The 26,046-nt window shown below is 57.6% G+C and carries 23 protein-coding genes; 15 read left to right on the forward strand and 8 right to left on the reverse strand.

Annotation, left to right across the window (positions count from 1 at the left end):
• The first annotated feature begins 52 nt into the window (after positions 1 to 52).
• From DIT72_RS05975 to DIT72_RS05995, 5 genes are all read left to right on the forward strand, one after another.
• A complete protein-coding gene (locus DIT72_RS05975) occupies positions 53 to 2,071 on the forward strand; it encodes an oleate hydratase (RefSeq protein WP_135954249.1) in 2,019 nt (672 codons plus the stop codon).
• A gap of 243 nt (positions 2,072 to 2,314) precedes the next feature.
• Positions 2,315 to 4,741 (forward strand): amylase, encoded by a 2,427-nt coding sequence (locus DIT72_RS05980; protein ID WP_228260736.1) that lies wholly within the window; start codon positions 2,315 to 2,317, stop codon positions 4,739 to 4,741.
• Positions 4,742 to 4,805: 64 nt separating this feature from the next.
• A complete protein-coding gene (locus DIT72_RS18345) occupies positions 4,806 to 5,114 on the forward strand; it encodes a hypothetical protein (RefSeq protein ID WP_169449984.1) in 309 nt (102 codons plus the stop codon).
• Positions 5,115 to 5,255: 141 nt separating this feature from the next.
• On the forward strand, positions 5,256 to 5,819 hold the full coding sequence (locus DIT72_RS05990; RefSeq protein WP_135954250.1) for a DinB family protein: 564 nt from the start codon (positions 5,256 to 5,258) through the stop codon (positions 5,817 to 5,819).
• 57 nt (positions 5,820 to 5,876) lie between these two features.
• On the forward strand, positions 5,877 to 6,461 hold the full coding sequence (locus DIT72_RS05995; RefSeq protein ID WP_135954251.1) for a cytochrome c peroxidase: 585 nt from the start codon (positions 5,877 to 5,879) through the stop codon (positions 6,459 to 6,461).
• 244 nt (positions 6,462 to 6,705) lie between these two features.
• Here the strand turns inward: DIT72_RS05995 and DIT72_RS06000 are convergent, their stop codons facing one another.
• Both DIT72_RS06000 and DIT72_RS06005 read right to left on the reverse strand, forming a co-directional pair.
• Positions 6,706 to 6,966: a zf-HC2 domain-containing protein gene (locus tag DIT72_RS06000; protein WP_135954252.1), complete on the reverse strand. Its 261-nt coding sequence runs from the start codon at positions 6,964 to 6,966 to the stop codon at positions 6,706 to 6,708.
• Positions 6,960 to 7,580, reverse strand: a complete 621-nt coding sequence (locus tag DIT72_RS06005; protein WP_135954253.1) for an RNA polymerase sigma factor — start codon at positions 7,578 to 7,580, stop codon at positions 6,960 to 6,962. Before DIT72_RS06005 ends, DIT72_RS06000 begins: the two co-directional genes overlap by 7 nt.
• A gap of 221 nt (positions 7,581 to 7,801) precedes the next feature.
• Here DIT72_RS06005 and DIT72_RS06010 point away from each other — a divergent pair, with 221 nt between their 5' ends.
• From DIT72_RS06010 to DIT72_RS06045, 8 genes are all read left to right on the forward strand, one after another.
• Positions 7,802 to 9,991, forward strand: a complete 2,190-nt coding sequence (locus DIT72_RS06010; RefSeq protein WP_135954254.1) for an FAD-dependent oxidoreductase — start codon at positions 7,802 to 7,804, stop codon at positions 9,989 to 9,991.
• A gap of 83 nt (positions 9,992 to 10,074) precedes the next feature.
• Entirely contained in the window at positions 10,075 to 11,037 is a 963-nt protein-coding gene (locus tag DIT72_RS06015) for a radical SAM protein (protein ID WP_135954255.1), read from the forward strand.
• A gap of 410 nt (positions 11,038 to 11,447) precedes the next feature.
• Positions 11,448 to 12,863, forward strand: coding sequence for a sodium:solute symporter family transporter (locus DIT72_RS06020; RefSeq protein WP_135954256.1), 1,416 nt, complete (start codon positions 11,448 to 11,450; stop codon positions 12,861 to 12,863).
• On the forward strand, positions 12,860 to 13,810 hold the full coding sequence (locus DIT72_RS06025) for a metallophosphoesterase family protein (RefSeq protein WP_135954257.1): 951 nt from the start codon (positions 12,860 to 12,862) through the stop codon (positions 13,808 to 13,810). The genes DIT72_RS06020 and DIT72_RS06025 overlap by 4 nt, the downstream gene beginning before the upstream one ends.
• Before the next feature lie 150 nt (positions 13,811 to 13,960).
• The gene (ectA, locus tag DIT72_RS06030; RefSeq protein ID WP_135954258.1) at positions 13,961 to 14,476 is read left to right on the forward strand and encodes a diaminobutyrate acetyltransferase; all 516 of its coding nucleotides are present in this window, start codon (positions 13,961 to 13,963) and stop codon (positions 14,474 to 14,476) included.
• 132 nt (positions 14,477 to 14,608) lie between these two features.
• Positions 14,609 to 15,877, forward strand: coding sequence for a diaminobutyrate--2-oxoglutarate transaminase (gene ectB / locus DIT72_RS06035; protein WP_135954259.1), 1,269 nt, complete (start codon positions 14,609 to 14,611; stop codon positions 15,875 to 15,877).
• Between the two features lie 51 nt (positions 15,878 to 15,928).
• Positions 15,929 to 17,371 carry an aspartate kinase gene (locus tag DIT72_RS06040; RefSeq protein WP_135954260.1) on the forward strand — a complete coding sequence of 481 codons (1,443 nt, stop codon included), beginning with the start codon at positions 15,929 to 15,931 and terminating at the stop codon, positions 17,369 to 17,371.
• A gap of 120 nt (positions 17,372 to 17,491) precedes the next feature.
• A complete protein-coding gene (locus tag DIT72_RS06045; RefSeq protein WP_135954261.1) occupies positions 17,492 to 18,490 on the forward strand; it encodes a sigma-70 family RNA polymerase sigma factor in 999 nt (332 codons plus the stop codon).
• Positions 18,491 to 18,553: 63 nt separating this feature from the next.
• Here DIT72_RS06045 and DIT72_RS06050 read toward each other — a convergent pair whose 3' ends face one another.
• The 4 genes from DIT72_RS06050 to pdxH all read right to left on the reverse strand — a co-directional run bounded on the left by DIT72_RS06050 (position 18,554) and on the right by pdxH (position 20,667).
• Positions 18,554 to 19,006, reverse strand: coding sequence for a DUF3429 domain-containing protein (locus DIT72_RS06050; protein ID WP_135954262.1), 453 nt, complete (start codon positions 19,004 to 19,006; stop codon positions 18,554 to 18,556).
• Positions 19,003 to 19,308, reverse strand: a complete 306-nt coding sequence (locus DIT72_RS06055; RefSeq protein ID WP_135954263.1) for a DUF6482 family protein — start codon at positions 19,306 to 19,308, stop codon at positions 19,003 to 19,005. The genes DIT72_RS06050 and DIT72_RS06055 overlap by 4 nt, the downstream gene beginning before the upstream one ends.
• 117 nt (positions 19,309 to 19,425) lie before the next feature.
• A complete protein-coding gene (locus DIT72_RS06060; protein WP_135954264.1) occupies positions 19,426 to 20,004 on the reverse strand; it encodes a DNA-3-methyladenine glycosylase I in 579 nt (192 codons plus the stop codon).
• 27 nt (positions 20,005 to 20,031) lie between these two features.
• Complete coding sequence (pdxH, locus tag DIT72_RS06065; RefSeq protein WP_135954265.1) at positions 20,032 to 20,667, reverse strand: pyridoxamine 5'-phosphate oxidase; 636 nt, start codon at positions 20,665 to 20,667, stop codon at positions 20,032 to 20,034.
• A gap of 181 nt (positions 20,668 to 20,848) precedes the next feature.
• Between pdxH and DIT72_RS06070 the strand changes: the two genes are divergently transcribed.
• Positions 20,849 to 23,755 carry a DUF748 domain-containing protein gene (locus tag DIT72_RS06070; RefSeq protein WP_228260737.1) on the forward strand — a complete coding sequence of 969 codons (2,907 nt, stop codon included), beginning with the start codon at positions 20,849 to 20,851 and terminating at the stop codon, positions 23,753 to 23,755.
• Positions 23,756 to 23,876: 121 nt separating this feature from the next.
• Positions 23,877 to 24,470 carry a 5'-deoxynucleotidase gene (gene yfbR / locus DIT72_RS06075; RefSeq protein ID WP_135954267.1) on the forward strand — a complete coding sequence of 198 codons (594 nt, stop codon included), beginning with the start codon at positions 23,877 to 23,879 and terminating at the stop codon, positions 24,468 to 24,470.
• 33 nt (positions 24,471 to 24,503) lie between these two features.
• Here yfbR and DIT72_RS06080 read toward each other — a convergent pair whose 3' ends face one another.
• The gene (locus DIT72_RS06080) at positions 24,504 to 25,538 is read right to left on the reverse strand and encodes an SPFH domain-containing protein (protein WP_135954268.1); all 1,035 of its coding nucleotides are present in this window, start codon (positions 25,536 to 25,538) and stop codon (positions 24,504 to 24,506) included.
• 2 nt (positions 25,539 to 25,540) lie between these two features.
• Positions 25,541 to 25,999, reverse strand: coding sequence for an NfeD family protein (locus DIT72_RS06085; RefSeq protein ID WP_135954269.1), 459 nt, complete (start codon positions 25,997 to 25,999; stop codon positions 25,541 to 25,543).
• Positions 26,000 to 26,046: the final 47 nt, after the last annotated feature.

Consider the following 26,046-nt stretch of genomic DNA (forward strand, 5'->3'; position numbering starts at 1 on the left):
TTATGGGTGCAGACTACGGGGATATTCGCCTCTCAGGAAAGGAGATCCTTCAATGGCCCGTCCAGATATCCCCGCAACAGCATCCTCAAAACTGCAAGTCCATATCGACGCTCTGCAGGCGCAGGAGGTCGAAGTCACCCCCGACGCTTCCTCCCGGCACCTGCACAACGGTCTCGATACGCCGCTGCCACCGGCGGACCTGCACGGTGCCTATGTCAATAATCGCCCGCTGCCCACCGAAGGTATCACAAACCGGCGCACCTGGATTGTGGGTAGTGGTATCGCCGGCCTGTCCGCCGCTTTCTTTCTGATCCGCGACGGTCATATGCCGGCTGGCAATATAACCTTCCTGGAAGAGCAGGACATTGAGGGCGGTTCCCTTGATGGCGCCGGTAACGCCGAGGACGGTTACATCGTGCGCGGTGGCCGGGAAATGGAAATGACCTACCAGAATTTCTGGGATGTTTTCTCGGAAATACCAGCTCTGGAATTGCCGGAACCTTTTACCGTGCTGGATGAATACCGCATCGTAAATGATGCTGACAAGAACTGGTCAAAGGCACGGTTGCTGGAGAAGCAGGGCCAGATCCGGGACTTTTCGACCATGGAGCTGAGCAAACGGCAGCAGCTGGAAGTGGTCAGGCTTCTGCTTGCGCGCAAGGAGGACCTGGATGACATCACCGTTGAGGAATGGTTCAGTGAAGGGTTTCTGAACAGCAACTTCTACACCTTCTGGCGGACGATGTTTGCCTTCCAGAACTGGCATTCCGTGCTTGAAATGAAACTCTACATGCACCGTTTCCTGCACCTGATGGACGGGCTCAACGACATGACCTCGCTCGTCTTTCCGAAATACAATCAATACGATGCTTTCGTGCGCCCACTGATGAACTGGCTGAAAAACCAGGGTGTTAACATCCAGTACGACACGATTGTCGAAAACCTGGAGATGGAAACCTCTGGTGACACCCGAACGGTCACGGCTATCCAGTGCCATGGCAGCGAAGGAGACAAGACCTTTAACGTCGGCGAGCGTGACCTGGTGTTCATTACCACCGGCTCGATGACCGAAGACACTGCCTACGGCGATGACGACACGGCGCCGCAACTGAAAGAAAGCAGCGAGGCGGGCGCGGGTTCAGGCTGGCAGTTGTGGAAAAACCTGGCGCAGCAATCGGACGTGTTTGGCCGGCCGGAGAAGTTTTGCGGCAACATACCGGGTTCAACCTGGGAGTCCGTCACCCTGACCTGCAGGCCCTCCCCCTTGATGGACAAGCTCCGGGAGCTGTCGGTCAACGACCCCTGGTCCGGTTTCACGGCAACAGGGGGCATCATCACCTTTACCGATTCTGCCTGGCTGATGAGCTTCACCTGCAACCGTCAGCCACACTTCCCGGATCAGCCTGATGACGTGATTGTGCTGTGGACCTATGCCCTGTTGATGGAAAGGCCCGGCGATTACGTCAAAAAGCCGATGCCGGAATGTACCGGCAAGGAGGTGCTGGCCGAGATGTGCTATCACCTGGGCCTGGTTGATCAGCTCGACGAGGTGATGGCCGCCACTAAAACCCGGATTGCGCTGATGCCCTACATCACCGCCCAGTTCATGCCGCGCGCCAAAGGTGACCGGCCATGGGTCGTGCCGCAAGGCTGCAGCAACCTGGCCTGCATGGGCCAGTTTGTGGAGACCCACAACGATGTGGTGTTCACCCTGGAAAGCTCGGTGCGCACAGCCCGGGTTGGCGTCTACAGCCTGCTGGGTATCAATAAACAGGTGCCGGACATCTATCCGGGCCAGTACGATATCCGCCGGCTGCTGCGGGCGACCCGTACCCTGAACAACGATGAGGCGTTTCTGGGCGAAGGCTTCCTGCGTAGGATTCTCGGCGGCACCTATTTCGAACATATCCTGCCGCTGGGCCCGGATGAGAAGGCCGAGGAGCTGAGCCGGCCGGGATTGTTCGAGCAGCAGGTCCAGGCTGTTCGGGGCCTTGTCGAAGACAATCACACACTGGAAGAAGCCAGGGACTGGGTTCAGGGTGTATTGAGCAAGTTGCGAGGGCGCCGCTGACGCCAGTCGTCTGAAACCGCCAGCCAGGCCCCTGAGCTGGCGGATTCATTACCTCACCAGAATGACTCCATTGTAGCTACCCCTCCAGATCTCGCACCTGCAACAACGCCGGGTTACGTGTGTCTTGTCCATAAGTCGCAGTAAATCATCTGAATTCTGTAACACCCGCTGATGTGATGTGTCCATGCGGGTGTGCAACAGAGAATAAAGACAGGTTCAGGGCGCAAGGGAGAACAGTTCGACATGACTCGACACTACTGGATGGGCGGCAACCGCACCTACGAGCAGGACCGCTTTTTTGAAGCATCACTTGATCAGGACCGCTGGCAGAAAGGCGACAGCCCGGACGACTGGAACGCCTGCTGGTATACGGGCATGCCCGACCCGGAGTTTTTCAGGCACGTCGGCCCCGGGCGCAAGATCAACCATATCCCGGGCAACAATGCCCTGACCGTCAAAAGCCGGCTTTACCAGAGCCTTCTGACGCTTCGCGACCGGGTGAGCCTCCAGGATACCGGACAGAACGGTCAGGTTGATCGTCTGCAGTTTTTCCCGCGAGTCTATTCCATGCCCGGGGATTACCATGCCTTCCAGCAGGAAGCACTGGATGAGCCTTCCAAACGCTGGATCCTGAAACCCAAGAACGCGGCACGTGGCAAGGGCATTCAACTGGTTAAGGACCCGGCTAATGTGCCCATGGATTCGTCGTGGATGGTGCAGGAGTACATAGAGAACCCCCATACCATGCACGGGCGCAAGTATGTGTTGCGGTTGTATGTTGCGGTCACATCGGTTGCACCTTTGCGGGTGTATCTCTACCGCCAGGGCTTTGCCAAGCTGGCATCGGCGCCTTATGACGAGGAAAACGCAGACAATCCCTATAGTTACCTCACCAATCCCGATGTTAACGCGCTGAATCTTGACGCCGATGTACCCGTGGAGTTTGTCGATCTGGATCGTTACCGTGCCTGGTTGAGGGAGCAGGGGCACGATGATGATGCCCTGTTTGCCAGGGTTGAGGATATGGTGGCCCTGACCTGCCTGTCGGCTGTCGAATCCATGCGCGAACGCTCAAGGGTGGTGGGAGCCGACACCCGTGGCTGTTATGAATTGCTCGGGATCGACTGCCTGGTCGACAACAGGCTGAAACCCTGGGTACTGGAATGCAATCTCAGCCCTTCCCTGGAGGTCTGTGCCGGGCCTGAAAGCGGTGGTGATATTGAAGAGAGCGTCAAGGGTTCGCTGGTGGCGGACCTGGTAAGCCTGGTGGGACTGAATGGCAAGCCCGAAGCCGTTTCCGGCGCGTCTGCGGAGCAACAGTTGATCCTGGAAACAGAGAGCGAGCAGTCCCGGGCGGGCAATTTCAAGCGTCTGTTGCCGTCGGAAAACCCCGCGGCCTATCTGCCCTTTTATACGCTGCCACGGCTGGAGGACTGGGTCGTGGCGAAAGCCCTTTCCGGCAACGGCTTACCACAGCCAACCCTGCAAAGGCGCTGCGCCGAGGATATGATCAGTGAGGATCGGGTGTATGTCTACGATACCCGGCTGGGGCATCTCAGTGTGCTGAACGAAACGGCGTCGCTGATCTGGCTTATGGCCACCGATGGTATTGCGCCTGACGACATTGCCGATGCCCTGACCCAGTCAGCCCGGCAGAACGCTTCAGCAGAGCCCGATGCCTGGGCCATTCGGCGGGACGTCTGGAATTCTCTGGCGGACTGGGTCAACAATGGTTTTCTGGTTCAGGCGAACGCGGGTGGCGCACCCGCCACTGACCTTTCCCCTGCAGCGAATATCCCCCTGCCGCAGGTGTCCGAGCCCTATTCGTGTGTTCTTGAATGTGGCGGATTCCATGTGGAACTTTTCACCGACAGCCCGGCGGTAGTGAGCCGGATCGGCTCGTTACTTTTCCCGCTTGAATCGAAAAGCCGGCCCGGTTCCCGTTCAAGGCTCGAGGTTGTGCGTGATACCCCGGGATACACACTGATCCTTGATGGCAAGGTTGTGCAATCGCGGCTCGCCCTTTCCCGGGTGGCGCCGGCGGTCATGGTCTGCCTGACCGGACACGCGGCAGACGAGGGCGACATCATCATTGACGCGGGCGTTGTTACCCGGCCGGACGATCCGGCAAGTGCAGTGCTGGTTGCCAACAGTGACCCCGAGCTCGGTGATGCGCCAGCGTTGGCGCTGGCCAGCCATATCAGTGCGAGATTTGGCCGTGCCCTGAGGATTTCCGCGAAGCCGGATGCGGCACTGTTTGCGCTTGGCCTGCCGGCACAGGTGCCTCCGGCCAGGGCTGATGATCCTGTGATCTCGGGTCATTTTTCCGTGCATTCACCGAAGGATGGTCATGAAGTTGCGCTGCAACCGGCGTCGCTGGGGATGGCTGGCAAGGGATACCAGGTTACGACGGTTCTGATACCCGCCCGGTCACCGTCGCAGTACGGAAGCGGTCTGCAGTCCGTGTCAGTGAACGAAACCTTGCGTTATCTCATCCCCGGTTGCTGTGGCCCTGACGGGCAACCTTTGGATGCGGCGGGGTTCTCGCGCTTTGCAGAATGGCTCGAGACAGCAGACCGATATCTGGTGGACGCAGATAACCTCGATGGCATTGCGGCAGAGCTATCAGATGCGGATCGGCCAGAGATAGATCAAGCATTCGGGCAGTAGCCTGAAGATCCGGGCACACATATGCCCGGTGTTAACCAGAGAAACGGATAGGAGAGGAAATATCATGTCCAGAGATATTCAGAAAAGACAGTTGTTGCGAAAGCTTGCCAGGGGTATCACCTACACCGGGCCGATGCTGGCTGTTGTGGTTGGCGCTTCGGCCTTGGGTACGGCTACCGCTGCAGAAGTGAATGCCCAGAGTGAGTACATGATGCTTGCAGCGGGTGAAGCGGAAGCAGAAGGCGAGGCCAAAGGTGAAGCTGAAGGTAAAGCCGAGGGTGAAGGAGAAGGAGAACGAGAAAGCGAAGGCGAAGGTGAAGGAGAAAGCGAAGCCGAAGGTGAAGGAGAGGGTGAAGGTGAAGCCGAGGGCTGAGCCGGAATCTGCGGCACCTGAAAAGGCAGTGGCCCGGCCAGGGGGAATCGGATTTATCGATAACCCTGGCGCCGGGGCCAGTCTGCGGCTCCTTTGCTGCTTTCAGTGAATGAATCAACCCAGACGATACGGGTGAAAAAAATGCCAAATTCAAGTTCCGGGTCTGTTAGTTGTGAAGAACTTGTTGCCGAAAATGCCCACGCCATCAACCAGCTTGCAGAGCTGCTTGTTGAGTTGCCTGGAAAGCTTTATCGGCAAACGTTCGGGGCGAAAAAACAGCACGTAATCGGTAAACATGTGCGCCATATCATTGACCACTACATGGCTCTTCTGAAAGCCGTTAACGGACGATCCGCCGGGCCACTCGATTACGAGAAAAGGGAGCGTGAGGAAAGGCTGGAGCTGGATAATTACGCCGCCTGCAACAGGCTTCTTGCCATCATCAACTTGCTGGGTCGTTTCGCTGATGTGCCGCAGAATGCGCCACTGGAGATGGAACATCTCAGTGATAATCAGCGTCGCACTGTCGCCACCAGTATTGACCGGGAACTGGTGTTCCTGGCCAGTCACACCATTCACCACATGGCCATTATCGCGATGCTGGCGGAACAGGGCGGGGTCGAAATCCGTGACGGATTCGGAGTTCATCCTTCAACCCTGCGCCATCAAAAGCAGCTCAAAGCGCAGATGGCAAAGATCGCATGAACACCGGGTTCATGCCAAAAAAAATCCAATAATCAATGATGATCGGAGAGTGATCAAATGAATACTGACAGTCATCGTAAAGAACTCCTGCGTAAGCTTTCCCGAAATCTCATGGTGTCGGTACCCGTGATGACGGTAGTGGCAATGGCAGGTGTATCGGCAGTATCCGAACATGGCCTGGGACTGATCCCTTCAGCCGAAGCAGCCCAGGGTGAAGCCGAGGGCGAAGCGAAAGGAGAAGGAGAAGGCGAGGCCGAGGGAGAAGGCGAAGGCGCTTCCGAAGCCATGAAAGAGGCGGTTCGGCGCCCTGAAGGGTATGAGCCCTATGACGGCGATGCCGAATCCCTGGCCAGGAAAGGGGAAGCTCTGTTCAATGACACATCCCTTTCCTCCAATGGCTTATCCTGTGCGACCTGCCATACCAACGGCGCCGGTTACGCTGATACCTTCTCCAACGAGTACCCGCATTTCGTCGCCATGGGCAAAAGCGATTTCGGGATGGACAAGGTCCATCTGGATGAGATGGTCCAGATCTGCATGGCTGCTCCCATGGCAGCAGAGCCGCTGGACTGGGATTCCGAGGAGCTGGCTGCTCTGACCGAGTACATGCGCATCGAGCAGGAGAAATTCCGGAAGCGTTGAGGGAACCAGTTCATTGCCATGATGAATGTGCAGATTGAATAGGATGTCGTAGGTCGACTGGAGGAAAACTGATGAAGATGCAAGTCCGGACGTTTATGGTGTTAGGTATGTTGCTTCTGGTGGCCGCTCGCCGGGGCCTGACCCAGGAGAAAAACGGGTTTGATCTGAGTAATGCGCTGATACCGGTGGATGAGATTCTCAGTGGCGGGACACTAGGCGCTGAATTCAAGTCGGGAGAGGGTAATCAGTCAGAGTTGCCGTTTCCCGAGTTTCGCGCATTCAGCGACTCGGTGACACGTTCGTCGATCCGGCGAACAAACTCTTCGTCCACCTGCTGGCTGGAATGGGCGTTTATCAGGTCCACGCTGGCGCGGAGGTTGCCAATAAAAGTCCGGCAGTGCCCGCACATCATCAGGTGCATCTTCACAGACACCCTATCCATGGGGCCCAGCTCGCCATCAATGTAATCGCTGGCGATACGGGCCAGATCCCGGCACATTAACATTCACCTGTCTCCTGAAACGTCTCGACCATCAGAAAGATTTTTTGCCGTCCCCTATGAAGGAGCACCCGCAGGTTAGAGGCACTGACATCCAGAATGTTACACACATCTTCGGATTTGTGCTGGTGTGCCTCATAAAGCATCAGCGCGGATCGTTGCGTTTCCGGCAATGCGGCCAGATGTTGGTCAAGGCAGTCGCTGAGGGCGTCGTTTTCCATCAGTGCCTGGGCGGACTCGTTGATTTTCAGGCTTGGAGGGGTGGCCCAGCGGCCATTGGGCGCAAAGCGATCGGCAAGTTCCGGATCCAGCGTCTCGGAAAAATCTGCGCTGACTTCCCGCTTTGCTTTGCGGAGGTGATTCTTGGCCCGGTTGGCCACAATACGGTGAAGCCACGTTTTCAGGCCGGACCGGCCCTCGAATTTCTGTATGGCATCAATCACCGTCACCCAGCAGTCCTGGACGGTTTCTTCCGCTGCCGAGTGGTCCAGGTAGAAGCGGGCAACTGCCAGCATGCCCGGTGTGTATAAACGAACAGCTTTGCGAAAGGCAGACTGATTGCCGGATTTCAGGCCTTGGATGAGGATATCCTCGTCAGACTGATGTGTCGCGGTGTCCATTCCGTATACCCCCGGATCTCTGCGTTAGTGCGCTGTTATAAAGATGTTATTGGTCTTCGAGAACTGACTGGAGCATGGTATGTCCATGGTGGTGGCTCTAAGTTCCTGTGTTGATGAGTAAACGCTCAAAAAAAAGTTTAGACTGAAGCCGCTGTAACATCCAGCGCAGCTCCGTGTCTTTCAGGGCAACCCGTTTTCATTCTTGACCAATGGATTTAGTTATGAACTCCAAAAAGCTCATTCTGCTGCTGATTATCGGTGCCGTGGTTGCGCTGTTTATCGGTTTCGGCGGTCCTGAGATACTGACCCTGGAAAACCTGCAGAAGCACCAGTCGTCGATTGAACAATGGATCAGTCAGAATCTGTTGGTGGCTGTGCTCGGCTTTGCCGCCATTTATGTGGTTGTCACTGCATTGTCGCTTCCCGGCGCAACCATCATGACGCTGGCTGGCGGTGCCTTTCTGGGCAACATTTATGGTTTGCTTGCTGTCTCTGTCGCTTCAACCATTGGTGCCTCGCTCGCCTTTCTGGTGGCAAGATTCCTGATGCGCGACACGCTGCGCAAGCGCTACGCGGCTACCGTCGCAAAAATGGACCGGGGCATCAGAAAAGACGGAGCGTTCTATCTGGCAACCCTGCGACTGGTGCCGGTGTTCCCCTTCTTCCTGATCAACCTGGCCATGGGCCTGACCGGCATGAAGTTGAGGACTTATGCGCTGGTGAGCTGGGTGGCGATGTTGCCGGGAACCTTTGTTTATGTGAACGCGGGGACCCAGCTTTCCCAGATTGAGTCCACTGGTGACATCCTTTCCGCCGACCTGCTGCTGTCGTTCGCACTGCTGGGTCTGTTCCCGCTGATTGCCAAGTTCATTGTCGGCTTTATTCGCAAGCGCCGGGTGTATGCCGGTTGGCAGAAGCCGGAGTCGTTTGATTACAATCTGCTGGTGATTGGCGGGGGCTCCGCCGGCCTTGTATCGGCCTACATTGCAGCCGCCGTCAAGGCCAGGGTGGCGCTGATCGAGAAAGACAGGATGGGCGGTGATTGCCTGAATACCGGTTGCGTGCCTTCAAAAGCACTGATTCGCAGCGCCAGGGCCGCGGACACCATGCGCCATGCCAACCGCTATGGCCTGGAGTCTGTGCCGGTGAAAGGCTCGTTCAAAAACATCATGGACCGCGTCAAGGACGTGATTGCCAAGGTGGAGCCCCACGACTCGCCGGAGCGTTATCGCAAGCTGGGTGTGGACTGCATCTCCGGTAACGCCAGCTTCGTATCACCCTGGGAGCTGGAAGTTGTTCATAATGATGGCCGCACCGAACGTCTGACTGCCCGCAGCATTGTGGTTGCCACTGGCGGCAAACCGGCAGTCCCCCCCATTCCGGGACTGGCGCAAATGGAGCCTTTGACTTCCGACAATCTCTGGTCGCTGGACACCCGGCCGGAGCGGTTGCTGGTGCTGGGCGGTGGGCCCATCGGCTCCGAGCTTGCCCAGGCCTTTGCACGACTTGGCAGTAAGGTGACCCAGGTGGAGATGGGTGACCGCCTGCTGGCGAAGGAGGACAGTGATGTCGCTGACGTGGTCATGAAGCAGTTTGAGCGGGATGGTATCGACCTCAGGCTGAACCATGCTGCCAAAGAGTTTGCTGTCGAGGACGGCGAGAAAGTGGCGTACTGTGATCACAACGGTGAACGTGTCAGGATCCCGTTTGATCAGGTTCTGGTGGCCGTGGGCCGTACCGCCAACACCAGGGGCCTGGGGCTGGAAAAGATCGGTGTCGAGCCCCTGTCCAACGGTACTGTGCCGGTGGAGGAAGACATGAGCATGCGCTTCCCCAACGTATTCGCCTGCGGCGATGTTGCCGGCCCCTATCAGTTTACCCATGCCGCCGCCCATCAGGCGTGGTACGCGGCTGTAAATGGTCTGTTCGGGCAGTTCAAACGCTTCCGGGTGGATTACCGGGTGATGCCCTGGGTGACCTTCACCTCGCCGGAAGTGGCCCGCGTGGGTCTCAGTGAAGCAGAAGCGAAGGAGAAGGGCATCGCCTACGAGCTAACCCGTTACGGCCTCGATGATCTGGACCGCGCCATTGCCGAGAGCGAGGATTACGGTTTCATCAAGATTCTCACCCCGCCGGGCAAGGACAAGATACTGGGTGCCGTGGTGGTGGGTATGCATGGGGGCGAAATCCTCGCGGAATTCACCCTGGCCATGAAGCATGGCCTGGGCCTCAGCAAGATTCTGGGTACGATCCATCCCTACCCGACCTGGAATGAATCGGCCAAGTATGCTGCCGGCGAATGGAAGCGTGAACACGCGCCACAGGGCATCCTCAACCTGCTTGAGAAGCTTCATGGCTGGCGCCGTGGCAGAAAGCCCCGGGACAAGGCCGTAAAAGAAGTGACAACGTAAAACAAAGAAATGGCACCGGTAACGTAACGCCGGTGCCATTGGTTTGTCCGTACAGACAGATTCACCGTAAACACGGAGCAGCTATGCCCCTGACAGAAACCGCCGAAAGACGTATTCCCGCCGTGGAAGTGCTGGAACCCAGGGCCCGAGACAGCTGGACCCACACCCGCAACGGCGACCCGCGCGGCTACATTGACTCGGATAGGCTCAAGGAACTGTGGATTCATACCGGCACCGCCTGCAACCTGGCCTGCCCATTCTGCCTTGAAGGCTCACATCCCGGCGACGGCCGTATTCCTGGCATGAAGCTGAGTGACGTGAAACCGTTTATCCACGAAGCCCTGGATATGGGAGTGGAACAGTTCTCCTTCACCGGCGGCGAGCCGTTTGTGATCAGGGATTTTATCAATATCCTGGATTACGCCAGTCACCACCGCCCGTGTTTCGTGCTCACCAACGCCACCGACCCGCTGCTGAAACGCCGCCACCAGGTATTGCCGCTGCTGGGCAATCCCTATCCGATCCATTTCCGCGTCAGCCTGGATTTCCCGGATCGCGCCCGCCACGACGTCGACCGCGGCGAAGGCAGCTTCGACAAGGCGCTTGAGGGTATTCGCTGGCTGGTGCATCAGGGCTTCAAGGTGTCCATTGCCCGCCAGACCGACCCGGACGAAATCCCTGCCAATGTGGAATCGGCTTTTCGCGGTATCTTCCGCGCATGGGGGATTCCGGAAACCCTGGCTTTCACGGCCTTTCCGGACCTGGGTACACCAGGCTCCGAGGACGGTAGCCCGGAGATTACTGAAACCTGCATGGAGAAGTATCCCACCAAAGAGGCCCGTTCCCATTTCATGTGTACCTATACCCGCATGCTGGTGAAGCGGGGCGACCGGGTGCGGGTATATGCCTGCACTCTGGTGGATGACGACCCTGAGTACGATCTTGGGGGGACGCTGGCGGAGAGTATGGATGAGCGCATTATGTTGCGGCATCACCGGTGTTTTTCCTGTTATCGGTTTGGGGCTAGTTGTTCGGCGCCTGGGTGATTTTCTTTTTTTTTAGGATTGCTTGCTTGGAGTTGGCGGCCTGGGGGTGGTGTTTTATTTCCTTGGGAAAAAGAACTCGCTGCGCTCAGACACCTTTTTCCTGGCGGAAATAAAACACCACCCCCAGACCGCGGTAAATACACTGCCATTCGTTTGGTTAAAAGAAAAAGCAGGTTCTGACGGGGTTGCTATGCCTTAGGTGTCGGGGATGGCATGGCGACGTTGATGACAGAGGCAGTGGTGGAGGGGGTTCAAAAAATGTGGAGCGCCAGGGATGGCGCGACCAAGCCCCCCATGGATGGGTTCACGGGCGTTTTTTTGAACCCCCTCCACCACTGACTCAGGCACCCCAGCCCGAAGTAACCGAACCAGCCCCGGACTGCAAACAAAGAACGAGGACAGGACAGATAATGAATTTTACGGAAGCCTCCCTGTTTTGGGGATTTTTGGTGGTTTATGGGGTGGTGATGTATGTGTTGTCGCCCAGGAGCAGGAACGCCAATTCTTTTTACAAGGGAGCGGATGACGAAGGCAATCCGGTGGGGCAGTGGTCGCTGACGGCTAGCATTTTTATCAGCTGGATCTTTGCCAAGTCGGTGACCAATGCTGCCAACCTGGGTGCCGCCTACGGTGTGACCGGGGGGCTTGCCTATGCCAGTTACTGGCTGTCGATTCCGGTGGCCGGATACATTATTTACCTGATTCGTACGCAGACCGGTGCCCGTAGTCTGCAGGAATTCCTGACGTCCCGTTTTGGGCGGCTTGCCAGTCTGGCGTTTGCGGCGGCCATTCTGATCCGGCTGTACAACGAGGTCTGGAGTAATACCGCTGTGGTTGGCGGTTATTTCGGGTTGCCGGGGGAGTGGGAATACTATGGCGCAGCCATGCTGTTTACGGTGTTTACCCTGGCCTACAGCCTCAAGGGCGGTTTGCGGTCTTCGATTTTTACCGATGTGATCCAGACGTTTGTGTTTGTGTTCTTCGTCGGCGCGGTGCTGTTTCTGATCTTACCGGCCAACGATACCAGTGCCCTGCTCAGCAACGGCGAATTCAGGCTCAACGCCGGTGTTGACCTGTTGCTGGTGGCTCTGTTGCAGATGTTCAGCTATCCCTTCCACGACCCTGTGCTCACGGACCGGGGCTTCGTGAACAGGGAGAAGACCATGCTGAAGAGCTTTGTGGTGGCCGGGCTGTTGGGATTTGTGGCGGTGTTTATCTTCAGTCTGGTGGGTGTGCATGCGCGGCTGAACGGTATCGAGGCCATGGGCAATGCGCCCGCAGCGGTAGGGCAGTCTTTGGGTCTGGCGGCGCTGTTCTTTATGAGTGTGGTGATGATGACCTCCGCCGGCTCGACGCTGGATTCCACCTTCAGCTCGCTGGCCAAGTCGCTGGCGGTGGATCTGCCGCGGCTGGCGAAGCGGGCGAAAGAACGGTTGCCCAGTGTGCGTGTGGGGGCGGTGATCATGATTGTCTTCGCATTTCTGGGCAACCTGCCGATGTTTGCAGGCACCGACATCCTCAAGGCCACGACCATCTCCGGCACCATGGTGATGGGGCTGGCGCCGGTGTTCCTGTTCTATGGGTTTACGCGCTGGTCGCCCTGGAGTTTCCACCTGAGTTTCTGGACCGGCCTGGGGTTGGGCTTGTTGCTGGCCACGGGTCTGATCCCATCGAGCTGGGCTATAGGTGACGGAGCCTACGCGATGCTTCTTGGCGTGAATGCCTATGGCTTCCTGATCTGTACCGCCGGGTTCTTCCTGCCCCTGGCGGCTCGCAGGCTGGCCGGGCGCACGCTCGCGACCGGCGAGGCTTGGAAACTGCCATGAACGAAGGTCGAAGCTGCCCTCTGGCCTATCGATACCGGCCCTCCGAGTTGTGCCGGAAACCCCGCCAGGTGTCAGAAGATGTGCTCTACATTATCGGTGGGCTCTACGGGAACCCTTACGCGCTTGATGAAATTGAGCGGATGGCGCTTGCGGAGGAGCGGCAGGGGCGCAGGGTGAGGCTGGTTTTCAATGGGGATTTTAACTGGTTCAATGCCAGCGACAGCCTCTTCCGCGAGATCAACAGCCGCGTGCTGAAGCATATGGTCAGCCTGGGTAATGTGGACTATGAACTGGCCAATCCGAATGATGGCGCGGGTTGCGGCTGTGCCTATCCGGACTTTGTTGATCAGGGCGTGGTGGAGCGCTCCAATACCATCATGGAGCGGCTGCAGCGCGTGGCTGGCAACCATCCGGATATCCAGAAACGGCTCCGCCTTCTGCCCCGCTATCGGTGCCTGTTGTTTGGAGGCCTAAAGGTTTTGGTGGTGCATGGTGATCCTGAGTCCCTCGCCGGATGGGGACTGGCACGTGAATCCTTTGTGGCGGGCAATCAGTTGAAGCTTGCGGAGTGGTTTGTTGAGTCCGGTGCCGATGTGATTGCCTCCACCCATACCTGCCTGCCTGTGCTCTGGTCGGGAACCGTGGAGGGGCGCAGCTGTATTGTGGCGAACAACGGCTCTGCGGGTATGGGTAACCTGGCGCAGGACCCGCGGGGCCTGATTACGCGCATTGGTTTGAGAGGTCCTTTGGCTGAGCCTGTTGCCGGTCTTGATGGGAGAGGATTGAGCGTATCCCTGATGCCCGTAGCCTACGATCTCGATGCCTGGCTGCCCCGATTCGACCAGCTATGGCCTTCCGGCTCGGCAGCAGCAGAATCCTACCGTAAGCGGATAGCAGGTGGAACGTCCCTGACCCCTGGCAGCGTGGATTTTCCTTACACTGTTTAATCCATTTGTCACTGGCCTGCGCCATAATCCGGTCTATTATTAAAGAACGGACGGTGGCTCCTGCGGGCGCACTCCCGTAAGCACGACTTGAAATATATTTTGTGGTCTATATAATTAGACGCTAACTTTTTGGGACAAATCGATCACGCTATGACATCAGAAGGCTCGAATTCCACCGCCATCAACCTCCGCAAACCGGTCAAGGATGATGGCTACAGGCTTCACCAGCTGGTGGCAGAATGCCCGCCGCTGGATACCAACTCGATCTACTGCAACCTCCTGCAGTGCAGCCATTTTGCCGAAACCGGCGTGGCCGCGGAGATAGATGGCGACATGGTCGGCTTTATTTCCGGATATATTCCCCCCAAACAGCCCGAAACCGTCTTTGTCTGGCAAGTGGCCGTTCACGAGAAAGGTCGTGGGCAGGGCCTGGCGAAGCGGATGCTGAAGGCGATTGTGGCCCGGGACGCGTGCAAAGACGTGACCCACATGGAAACCACCATCACCGAGGACAACGCGGCTTCCTGGGCGCTGTTCCGGTCATTTGCCCGTGACATGGGTGCCGAGCTCACATACCACGAGCACTTCGAGAAAGACACCCACTTTGGCGGCAAGCACGACTCCGAATTCCTGCTCCGCATCGGGCCTTTCACAAAGCCGGCGTAACCGCCGCCTTCCCGAACGACCGATACCCTTCTGGACTGGCCGGCAGATTGCTGAGGTGAATCTGTCACAACGGCTTTAACCAACGTGCCACAGCACAACTACCTCGAACCTGACATGCTAAGAGGCAAGACCATGGAACTTTTCAAGTCGACCGAATCCGAAGTACGTGTCTATTCCCGTGCCTTTCCGGTGATTTTCAACCGCGCCAAGAACGCACATCTTTACACCGAAGATGGCAAGGAATACCTGGATTTTCTCGCCGGTGCCGGCTCACTGAACTATGGCCACAACAACGACATTCTCAAGAAAGCACTGCTTGAGTACATTGAAAGCGATGGTGTCAGCCAGGGCCTGGATATGTTCACCACCGCCAAGCATGACTTTATCGAGTCCTACAAGAAGCACATCCTGGATCCCCGTGGCCTGGACTACAAAATGCAGTTCACCGGCCCTACCGGCACCAACTGTGTGGAAGCGGCCCTCAAGCTGGCGCGCAAGGTTAAGGGCCGTAATGGCATCGTTTCCTTCACCAATGGCTTCCACGGTGTGACCATGGGCGCAGTCGCTGCCACCGGCAACAAGCACCACCGTGGTGGCGTTGGTACCCCGCTGGGCAACGTGGACTTCATGTTCTACGACGGCTACCTGGGCGAAAACGTGGATACCCTGGAGATCATGGACAAGGTACTGTCTGACGGTTCTTCCGGCTTCGAGCTGCCGGCTGCGGTGATTGTTGAAGCGGTCCAGGGCGAAGGTGGCCTGAACGCGGCTCGCGCCGAATGGCTTCAGGGCCTTGATAAGCTGTGCAAAAAGCACGACATCCTGCTGATTCTGGATGATATCCAGGCGGGTAACGGTCGCACCGGCGAGTTCTTCAGCTTTGAATTTGCAGGTATCAAGCCGGACATTGTAACCGTTTCCAAGTCACTGAGCGGTTACGGCCTGCCCATGGCGCTGGTGCTGTTCAGGCCGGAGCTCGATATCTGGGGCCCGGGTGAGCACAACGGTACCTTCCGCGGTAACAACATGGCTTTTGTAACGGCCCGCGCAGCCGTCGAGACTTACTGGAAAGACGACGCCTTTGCCAATGAGGTGAAGGCCAAGACCCGGGTGCTCGGTGAAGGTCTGCAGGCCATTTGTGACCGGTACCCGGGCGAGTTTAAAATGAAAGGCCGCGGCCTGATGCGTGGCATTGAAGCTACCCGCGCCGGGCTGACAGACAGGATTACCAGTCGCGCCTTTGAAAAGGGGCTGATTATCGAAACCAGTGGCCCCAACGACGAAGTGATCAAATGCCTGATGCCGCTGACTACCAGCGAGGAGGATCTGCGCAAAGGTGCTAGACTTTTAGCTCAGAGCGTGGAGGAAGTCATGCAGGAAGGAATGAGCAAGGCGTCCTGAGACGCCGGCCATCTCCCCAAATTCATTCTGCAGGATAACGACGGTAACACTATGACTAGCGAACTACATACCGTAGAGAAGATTGGCGGCACCTCAATGAGCAACTATGAGGCTGTACGCGACAACATCGTTCTCGGCGGGCGCGAAAAAGACGACCTCTACCAGCGCATATTCGTGGTCTCCGCCTATGGCGGTGTCACCGATGAACTGCTGGAACACAAGAAAACCGGGGAGCCGGGCGTTTATGCCCTGTTCGCTGATGCGGAATCGGATTGGGCCTGGGGCGACGACCTGACCAAGCTGATCAAGTTCCTGACCGATATCAACGGCGAGCTGTTCGGCGATCCCATGCTCAAGCAGCAGGCCGATCAGTTTATTACCGACCGCATTGAAGGTGTCCGTGGTTGCCTGATCGACCTGCAGCGTCTGTGTTCCTATGGCCAGTTCCAGCTGGAAGAACACTTGCTGACGGTTCGGGAAATGCTGGCCGGAATCGGTGAGGCCCACAGTGCCTTCAATACCGCCCTGAAACTTCAGCAGGAGGGTATCAATGCACGCTTCGTGGACCTGACAGGCTGGCGCGACAATGAACTGCTGCCACTGGACGAGAAACTCAAGCAGGCCTTCGATGCGGTGGACCTGACCCGTGAGCTGCCTGTCGTTACCGGCTATGCCCAGTGCAAGGAAGGCCTGATGCGGACCTTTGACCGGGGTTACAGCGAGATGACCTTCAGCCGGGTGGCGGTCATCACCAACGCCCGCGAGGCCATCATCCACAAGGAATACCATCTCAGCTCTGCCGACCCCAATATTGTGGGCGCGGACAAGGTGGTGCCTCTGGGCCGCACCAACTACGACGTGGCCGACCAGCTGGCGAACCTGGGTATGGAAGCCATCCACCCCCGTGCCGGCAAGGGCCTGCGCCAGAACGAGATTCCGCTGCGGGTCATGAACACCTTCGAACCGGAACACACGGGTACCCTGATCACCGGCGATTACGTCAGTGAGAAGCCTCAGGTAGAGATCATTGCCGGCAACAAGGGTGTGTTTGCCATCGAGGTCTTTGACCAGGACATGCAGGGTGAGCCCGGCTCCGACCGTCGTATCCTCGAGGTACTTGGCCGCTTCAAGGTGCGCTTCGTGTCCAAGGACACCAACGCCAACACCATCACCCACTATGTCGACAGCACCCTCAAGCACGTCAAGCGGGTAGTACGGGCGTTGAAAGACGAATTCCCCAACGCCGAAGTCAACACGCGCAAGGTAGCAATTGTTTCTGCCATCGGCAGTGATATCAAGATACCGGGCATTCTGGCGCGGTCGGTCAAGGCCCTGGCGGATGAGGAGATCAGCGTTCTGGCACTGCACCAGTGTATGCGCCAGGTGGACATCCAGTTTGTGGTGGACGAAGACGCCTACAAAAAGACCGTTGTGGCGCTCCACGCCGTCCTGATCGAGCCCTATAACCACGAGTACGCGATCGTCGCGGCGTAATCCGGGCCGGGTTCGCCCTGTCCGTAATTGCCGCAACTTGCCCTCGTGGCCCCGCCAGCCGGGGATCCATGGCACTGTTCCGCGCGTATCTTCTGGAAATTTACGATCGGAACCTGTGCCATGAATGACCTTCAGAGCCCGGGGCCGTCTCCGACCATAGCCCACTCCGGCGAAACGGAATCCCTGGTAGGGCTGTACTTCAGGGATGCGTCCCGTTATGAACTGCTGACCAACGAAGGTGAGCGCCGTCTGTCCCGCAGATTGTCTTTCTGTTACCGGATCATCTCTGCGGAGCTGGGCTTGCCGGACGACACTTCCCAGACCTTTCGTGAAGTCGTCGGGAGCCTGGGTGATGCCTGTTCATTTTCCACCCGCTGCCGTCGCGCCTACCATCTTGCCACTGACAGCCGTCAGCGGCTGATCCGCAGTAATCTCCGCCTGGCAGTGCATATTGCACGGCGCTATGCCAACCGTGGTATCCCCATGTCGGATGTGATCCAGGATGCCAACGTTGGTCTGATCAAGGCAGTGGAGCGGTTCGATCCCACCAAGGGATTCCGTTTTTCAACCTATGCCTACTGGTGGATCAGCGAAGAGGTGAAACGCTGCATGAAGCGGGGCACCCGTCTGGTGCATACGCCTGAAAACGTGGTGGATGAAATCCGCCTGTTGCAGAAAAAGTCCCTGATACTCCACCAGTCCCTGGGCCGCACGCCATCACAAAGCGAGCTGGCACATGAGATTGAGGTATCGCCTTCGCGCATCGGAGAGCTGCGCGCCCTCGCGAGCATGGAAGTGTCTGTGGATGCGCCGGTGACCACAGAGGGTAGCGTCACCCTCGGTGACAGTTTGAGCGCCAGTGAGCAGTCGGCGCCGGAGCATGAGATGGTCCAACGGGATCGCAAGCGCACCCTCGCAGCCCTGCTGGCCGACCTGAGTTCGCGGGAAAAAGAGGTGTTGTCGAGACGTTTCGGGCTGGGCCTGCCCGAGCCTGAAACCCTGCAGGTGATTTCTGACAATCTCGGCATCAGCCGCGAGCGGGTAAGACAGATCGAGAAAGGCGCTCTGAAGAAGCTGAGAAATCTGGTGGATAGTCCGGGCGACTCTCTCCGGGGCTAGGCCCCGGCATTTCGCTTGCCAGTGACGCGGATGGCGGCAAGTGCCGGCCGTGGGATGTAAGTCTCAGCCGTGAACCATTAAAAACCAGGTTCCGGCTGCAATCTGACATAGCAGAACCACCGCCGTCAGCACCAATCGCAGTTTCAGATACCAGTCCGGCCAGTACACCTTCATCCAGCGCGCATCAACCACGTAGAGCCCCAGGTAGGCGGCAGTGTAGAGCACGATTTGAGCTGCAACGGGCAGCAAAAGCCCGATGCCGGCGGTAATGAAAAAAACCTGGCTGAGGAGCATGGTGACCAGTGGCGAAATCGGGTAGCACCGGTTTTCAAGCTGCATGGCCAGTGGCCAGTAGATACCAGCCATAAACGCCAGGATGCCCGCGCTGTAAAGATAGAAATAACTGATAATGGTCAGGCTCTTGGCCGGCATCATGAACAGGCCGAGTATTGCCGCGAGAAATGGCAGTAGCCCGGCAATGCCAACGACAATCGCCAGTCTGGCGACCGCAATCACGAGTTGCGCCCCTGCACCCGTATTCTCATGGGCCCGATGTCAGCGGGCTCCATACCAATCATTTCATGGTAAGCAGAGGGGTGAACAACATCGGTGGCAACGACATTGAATAATGCCAGGGCATCCTGGATTTCCCAGCTGCTGCGGAATAATTGCGTCCTGCTGTTGGCATCGGACAGCAGAAAATATTCGCCATCGATTACCAGCCTCGCCATGTACTGCTGGCCTTCCAGCGAAATGATTTCCAGCAGGTCGACGGAAAGGTCTGGCGTTTGCCTCAGATCTTGAATAGTTATTCTCACCGTTTCGCTCTCATAGTAGTACCGGGGATGATGTGCTACCCCCGGACTTACGAGCGATGAATGGTTTGGGATCATCCGGCGGCCTGAAACCGGCAGGTCAACAGTGCCTCACGCGTTTCAGGCCAGTTCCCGGCAGACAGCGTGTTGGGGGCATGTGGTCAGGTGGTCATTCACCATTCCCACCGCCTGCATGAACGCATAAACAATGGTGGGACCGACAAAATTGAAACCGCGCTTCTTCAGGGCCCTGGACAGGGACTCCGCTTCCGGGGTGTAGACCGGAACGTCTTCGATGGTCTGCCAATGATTCTGGATCGGCTTACCATCAACGTACGACCACAGGAAGTCACTGAAAGAGTGGCCCTGCGTCTGCAGATCCAGGTATCCCCGCGCGTTACGGATGATGGACTCCACTTTCAGGCGGTTGCGGACAATGCCCCGGTCCTGCAGCAGGGACTCGATCTTTCTGTCGTCGTAACGGGCGATCCGTTCCGGGTCGAAGTGATCGTAGGCTGCCCGGTAGTTTTGCTGCTTTTTCAGAATGGTAAGCCAGCTCAGTCCCGCCTGCTGGCCGTCGAGGCACAGTTTTTCGAACAGCGCCAGGTCATCATATTCGGGGCGGCCCCAGACCTCATCGTGGTAGGCAACATAGAGAGGGTCGTTGCCACACCACGGGCACCGTTGCTGATCATCCATGGTTGCTCCTGTTTGTAGGGTGCGGTATCAGGGCTGCAGCCGGTCGATGGTCCAGCCGCTGTCCTGTTTCACGTACTCGAACCGGTCGTGAAGCCGGCTTGGCCGGCCCTGCCAGAACTCGACCCGTTCCGGTACTACCCGATAACCGCCCCAGAAATCCGGCAGTGGAATCTCGCCCTCACTGAAACGGCGCTTCATTTCGGCAACTTTCTGTTCAAGCAGCCCCCGGGAGGTAATGGCCCGGCTTTGTTCCGATACCCAGGCGCCGATCTGGCTGCCCCGCGGGCGAGATGCGAAGTAACGCAGTGACTCGGATTTGCTGACCTTCTCCACCCTGCCCTGTATTCGCACCTGGCGGTTAAGGGCTATCCAGGGAAACAGCAAAGCCGCTTTCGGATTCTCAGTCAGTTCCCGGGCCTTACGACTGCCATAATTGGTGTAGAAAACAAAACCGGACTCATCAAAATATTTCAGCAGTACCGTCCGTATGTCCGGCATGCCGCTATCGCCTGTAGTGGCCAGTGACATGGCATTGGGCTCGAGAATGCCAGCTTCGCGGGCATCCCCGAACCAGCTCTGGAACTGTTTGACCGGGTTGTCATCGAGAGCGTCACGATCAAGGCCCTGGCTCTCGAATTCGCGCCGCATATCGCTAATGTCCATCAGGATTACCTGTGTCGTGAGTTCGTCGTTCAATACGTTGATAACAGAATATCGGGTTCATTGCGCCTTGTCAGTCCGCAGGCGTTTTCCGGCTGACAAAACCGGCACTTACGGACTATCCTTATAAAACAGGAAAGGGGCAGCGCTGTGCCCGTCGCTGACAGTGGACAAGGAGAAAACGGTGGTTGCAAACCGCACACGACGATTGTCGGCAAGAAATATTTCCATTGCTGTACTGGTTCTGGTCGTGATTTACGCCCTTGTCGGGTTTCTGGCGCTGCCCTGGTGGCTGGAACGGGAGCTGCCAGAACGGCTGCAGCGGCACTTGGGCTGGCAGGCGGAGATCGGAGACGTCGGTGTGAATCCGTTCGTCATGAGCGTTGAAGTGCTTGGCCTGGATGCCGAAGACAGCGATGGAGAGCCGGTTCTCGCCTTTGACCGCCTTTTCGCCAATCTCGGGGTGTGGCGACTGGTTACCGGTACGGTAGCGTTACAGAACATTGAACTGGAAGAACCCTATATCCGTCTGGACCTGCTGGATGACTACAGCGTCAATGTTGCCCGGGACTGGCTGGCGAACAATCCACCGGCAGAGGAAACCGCCAGTGATGAGACCACATCCGACGAGCCGGCCCGTCTGCAGTTTGACCGGGTCCGTGTGGCCGGGGGTGAGCTGTTATTCCGGGACTTCAGCCAGGAAAGCCCGGAGGAATTCCGGGTGGCTCCGCTGGACCTGGCACTCAATGACCTGGCTACCTGGCCGCGGGAAGACACCGATAGCAATTACTACCTGCTGGCAGTGGTTGGCACCCAGACCATCGAATGGGAAGGCGACCTCAGTATTGCCCCGCTGTATTCCAGGGGGTTTATCAAGCTCGGAGGAGTGACTCATGCCACGCTCCAGCATTTTCTCAAACCGTACCTCCCGTACCGGCTCCATGACGGCAGGGTAACCCTGAGCTCCGACTATGAGCTGCAATCCGCAGAAGAATTCCTGCTGACCACTGCCAACGGGCAGCTGAACATCGAAAATCTTGGTCTTGGCCTGGCGAATAGTGACGACTTGCTGCTCGAGACGGACAGCATCCGTGTCGGCGAAATCAGTTTCGGGCTCAACAGCCGCGAGGCGTCTAGCGGAACCGTCACCATTGATGGCATGAACCTGTCGCTGCATCGCGACCCGGAGGGGTTGGTCAACCTGCTCAAGCCGTTTCAGGGTAATACTGACGATGAGCAGACAGACGGTTCTGCTGGCAGCAATATGCCATTCCGCTGGACCGTGGCAGGCCTGGAGGTCGATAACAGTTCAGTGAGCTGGCGGGATGAGCAACCCCAAACCGAGGCCAAGCTGTCGTTAACGGACCTGAATATTCGCGTTGACGAGCTTTCCCACCAGCTGGAAGACCCGGTCAATTACAAGGCTGACGCCACACTGGGTGGTGGCGGCCACCTGATGTTCAACGGCCAGACAACACCAATGCCTTTCACGCTGGAGGCGGGAATAACCGGCTCCGATATTGTCCTGGCCCAGTTTGAAGCCTATTTCAACGAAGCGGCAAACCTGAACGTCAGGGATGGCCGTCTGAATGTGGATGGTAACCTGGATCTGGACCAGCAGCAGGATCCCCTCACCGGAACCTTCAGTGGCACCGGTGAAGTTGCGTCGCTTGATCTTCGGCTCGGCGACACTGAGGAGCGACTGATTGGCTGGCAGACTCTGCGCCTGCAACCAGTGGAATACAATGTCGCCCCGGCGCGCCTGGAAATCGGCACCGTTACCCTGGCGGGGCCAACCGTTAACGTGGTTCGGGAAGGGGATGGTGGCTACAACCTGCAGCGTATTGTGCGGTCGACATCGACGGAAGGCTCCGCCGGGGATTCATCAGCGGATGACAGTGAGCCGGAGTTTATTTTCCGTATCGGGCAGGTGATGCTGGAAGAGGGTGCTATTTCCTATACCGACCGCACCCTCGACCCGACCTTTACCACCCGTTTTGATCGGCTGCGGGGTTCAGTAACCGGGCTAAGCAATGTTGCCCCGCAACAGGGCAAGGTGTCTGTCCAGGGCCGTGCTGGAGACGTTGCCAGCATGACGCTTGACGGCTCTCTGGCGGCTCTGGGAACAGACGATACCAGTGAGCTCAGGCTGAGCATGGAGAATCTCTCCCTGCCCATGTTGTCGCCCTACTTTGGCCGCTACCTGGGTTATGGTGTTGACAGCGGTAAACTGAATCTTGATCTGGATTACAAATTTTCCGGTAGCACCATTGATGCCGGTAACACGGTTGTTCTGGACCGTCTCGAGCTCGGGCAACCGGTGCCCAGTGACCAGGCGGTCAGCGCTCCGGTCAAGCTCGGTCTGGCGCTGCTGAGAGACAGTGACGGGGTTATCGACATTAATATTCCCGTCAGTGGTGATCTGGAGAGCCCGGACTTCAGTGTGGGCCAGGTCGTCATGAATGCGTTCGTCAACCTTGTAGCCAAGGCAGCTACATCGCCGTTCAGTATGCTGGGCTCGATCGTGGATATGGCTGGCCTGTCGGGAGAGGATCTGGGCAGGATCAGCTTTGAACCCGGACAGGTTGAGCTGGCCGAGGGCGAGAATGCCAAGCTGGAGGCGTTAGGGGCAGCGCTCAATGACCGCCCCTCCCTGGTGTTGAACATTCGTGGTGCAGTTGCACCGCAGGCCGATGCCCGCGGACTGAGACGGCAGCGGCTGTTCGATCAGGCGGGTATCGCGGAAACTGCCCCGCCAGCCAAGCGTATCGCCAGGCTTGAGCAGGCTTACAGCAACTCGGATAACCTCGCCTCGCTGGACGCTTTCCGGGAGAATGTTGCCGGCGAGGATGGTGAGCTCAGTCAGGCGCAATGGGAGCAGGCGCTGGTGGACAGGCTGATTACGGACATCGATCTGCCACCGCAAGCCCTTGATAATCTGGCCTCGGCACGGGGGGGCTGGTTACGCCGGCAAATGCTGGAAAACCATGACGTGCCGGAAAGCCAGGTCTTCCTGCTTGACCCCGTACGTGACGCAAGTGCCAAGGAGGACGGAAAGGTTACCATCGACTTTGAACTGGATGCCCGCTGAGCTTCCGGAGTTCACCGCCCGCTTTCCTCAGCGATAACAATTGAACGTACGTTCACATCAACATCGCTGTTTCATTCTCAGAAGAGATTAATGATAAACTCATGCAAAACCGGAAATACTTGTGAGCCGCCCTCTCAGCCATTTTTTTGCCTACGTATCCCGGCTCCGGTGGATCAAGCGCTGGGGGTTGATGCGTAATGCCATCGAAGAAAACGTCGCTACCCATTCCTGGGAGGTGGCAACGCTGGCACACGCCCTGGCTATTATTCGCAATCGGCACTTTGGCGGGCAGGTGAATGTTGACCGCATTGCAGCGGCAGCGCTCTATCACGACGCTACCGAGGTGATAACCGGTGATATGCCGACACCGGTCAAATATCATTCCAAAGTCATGCGGGAAGCTTTCGGCGATATAGAGCACAAGGCCGAGGCGGAGTTGCTGGCTTTGCTGCCCGACGATCTGCGTGATGAATTTGCGCCCTACATCCGCGAGTGCGCTTGGGCACCGGAAGAAAAGGAACTGATCAAGGCAGCGGACCGCCTGTCAGCACTGTTGAAATGCCAGGCGGAAATGCAGGCGGGTAACAAGGAGTTCGAGTCAGCGGCGGGCCACATCCTCAAAAAGCTGGAGCAGGATGCCCTGCCGGAGGTGATGTACTTCCTGGAAGTATTCGCGCCGGGTTACCAGCGGCCGCTCGACAACCTTCTGGGATAAGGCTGGCGACGGCCACCACGGGCCAGTGTACTGTCAGCTATTGCCGGCAGAGGCCACCATACCGCCGCGCAGGCCATCCTGCTTCCCGCTCTGGCGCACTATATCCTCGGGACTGCCGGCCAGTTCCCGGAACATACCCATGGAGCCCAGCAGGGCGGAGGACTCGTAAGGCACGAAGACCCGCTCACCATCCTTCGCCATGTTGGGCAACACCTTGATATAGCTCTGGCCGAGCAGGTAACCGATAACCGTCTGCTTGTTGTCCTCGGTATCGCCGATGGCGCTCAGCACCAGGCGGATCGATTCCTGTTCACCCTGGGCGCGCAGGATTGCCGATTCCTTGTCACCCTCGGCATTGAGAATCGCCGATTCACGCTGGCCCTGGGCCATGGCGATGGCGGCTGATTTCTCACCTTCCGCCTCGGTCACTGTGGCGCGGCGTTTACGTTCCGCCGCCATCTGCAGGCGCATGGCCTCTTCCACTTCTTCCGGCATGCTGATGTCCTGAACTTCGACACGGGTCAGTTTCACCCCCCATTTGGAGGCCGCTTCTTCCATCTCCGCCTGGATCGCGTTATTGACCTCGCTGCGGGATTCAAACAGCTTGTCCAGCTCCATCTTGCCCACCACCGAACGCAGGGTGGTCTTGGCAAGTACTTCCACCGCCTGGCTCATATTGGCCACTTCATACACGGCACGGCGCGGGTCGATGATCTGGTAGTACAGTGCGCCATTGATGTTGACGGTGACGTTATCAGTGGTCACCACCGGCTGGCCGGGAAAGTCCATCACCGTTTCGCGACGGTCGATGCGGGTTTCGAAGCTGCTGCTGGGGTGGTATTCGTCACCCATGCGGACATAACGGGTCATGATGATGGCGCGGGGACGCTCGATAAACGGGATGATGATGTTCACACCGCTTTCCAGGACCCGGTTGAACGAACCCAGCCGCTCGATAACCATCACCTCGGACTGGCGCACGATAACCAGGCCCTTGGCGATGATGAAAATACCGATAATCACGAGAATAAGGCTGATAACCAGCCCCGGGGAAATAACCGATTCCATGTCTACTGTTCCTTGTTACTGATTGTGTGAACAACGGCGGTGGTGCCGTCAAAACGTTCGAAGATGACCGTTGTGCCTTCCGGCAGTTCGGTCATGCCGGTATCGCTGGTACGCAGGCGGTAGAAATCGCCATTGACCTTGATGCCGCTGGCGTTGTCGAAATCCCGTTTCAGCGTCCGGTACCGGTTGCCCTGCTCGACGCCTGTGCCGGTTGTTCCGTAGGCGACGCCTGTGGGGGAAAATCGTGGCTTGATCCAGCGCACGGCGACCGGCACCAGAATACCTGAAAACGCGCCCATCCCTACCAGCTGCCATTCAAAGGGTACGCCCAGGAAGCTCAGCACTGCTGTCAGCGCAGCCGCCATGCCCAGAGCCAGCAGCACCAACACGCCGGACGTTACCTCGGCAAGACTCAGCGCCAGTGCGAGAATCAGCCAGAAATGCGTGAGACTCCATTCCATACAAGAGAACATCCGTTAGTGGCAGAGAAATGATGAGAGCAACGGAT

The sequence above is a fragment of the Marinobacter orientalis genome (assembly GCF_004792665.1).
GTDB lineage: Bacteria > Pseudomonadota > Gammaproteobacteria > Pseudomonadales > Oleiphilaceae > Marinobacter > Marinobacter orientalis.

Coding starts and splice junctions, on each gene's coding strand:
- ectA (WP_135954258.1), top strand. CDS start 13,961: ATGACATCAGAAGGCTCGAATTCCACCGCCATCAACCTCCGCAAACCG.
- DIT72_RS06040 (WP_135954260.1), top strand. CDS start 15,929: ATGACTAGCGAACTACATACCGTAGAGAAGATTGGCGGCACCTCAATG.
- DIT72_RS06000 (WP_135954252.1), bottom strand. CDS start 6,966: ATGTTAATGTGCCGGGATCTGGCCCGTATCGCCAGCGATTACATTGAT.
- DIT72_RS18345 (WP_169449984.1), top strand. CDS start 4,806: ATGTCCAGAGATATTCAGAAAAGACAGTTGTTGCGAAAGCTTGCCAGG.
- DIT72_RS05990 (WP_135954250.1), top strand. CDS start 5,256: ATGCCAAATTCAAGTTCCGGGTCTGTTAGTTGTGAAGAACTTGTTGCC.
- DIT72_RS06010 (WP_135954254.1), top strand. CDS start 7,802: ATGAACTCCAAAAAGCTCATTCTGCTGCTGATTATCGGTGCCGTGGTT.
- DIT72_RS06080 (WP_135954268.1), bottom strand. CDS start 25,538: ATGGAATCGGTTATTTCCCCGGGGCTGGTTATCAGCCTTATTCTCGTG.
- DIT72_RS05980 (WP_228260736.1), top strand. CDS start 2,315: ATGACTCGACACTACTGGATGGGCGGCAACCGCACCTACGAGCAGGAC.
- DIT72_RS06060 (WP_135954264.1), bottom strand. CDS start 20,004: ATGGATGATCAGCAACGGTGCCCGTGGTGTGGCAACGACCCTCTCTAT.
- DIT72_RS06015 (WP_135954255.1), top strand. CDS start 10,075: ATGCCCCTGACAGAAACCGCCGAAAGACGTATTCCCGCCGTGGAAGTG.
- pdxH (WP_135954265.1), bottom strand. CDS start 20,667: ATGGACATTAGCGATATGCGGCGCGAATTCGAGAGCCAGGGCCTTGAT.
- DIT72_RS06005 (WP_135954253.1), bottom strand. CDS start 7,580: ATGGACACCGCGACACATCAGTCTGACGAGGATATCCTCATCCAAGGC.
- DIT72_RS06020 (WP_135954256.1), top strand. CDS start 11,448: ATGAATTTTACGGAAGCCTCCCTGTTTTGGGGATTTTTGGTGGTTTAT.
- DIT72_RS05975 (WP_135954249.1), top strand. CDS start 53: ATGGCCCGTCCAGATATCCCCGCAACAGCATCCTCAAAACTGCAAGTC.
- ectB (WP_135954259.1), top strand. CDS start 14,609: ATGGAACTTTTCAAGTCGACCGAATCCGAAGTACGTGTCTATTCCCGT.
- DIT72_RS06045 (WP_135954261.1), top strand. CDS start 17,492: ATGAATGACCTTCAGAGCCCGGGGCCGTCTCCGACCATAGCCCACTCC.
- DIT72_RS06085 (WP_135954269.1), bottom strand. CDS start 25,999: ATGGAATGGAGTCTCACGCATTTCTGGCTGATTCTCGCACTGGCGCTG.
- DIT72_RS06025 (WP_135954257.1), top strand. CDS start 12,860: ATGAACGAAGGTCGAAGCTGCCCTCTGGCCTATCGATACCGGCCCTCC.
- DIT72_RS05995 (WP_135954251.1), top strand. CDS start 5,877: ATGAATACTGACAGTCATCGTAAAGAACTCCTGCGTAAGCTTTCCCGA.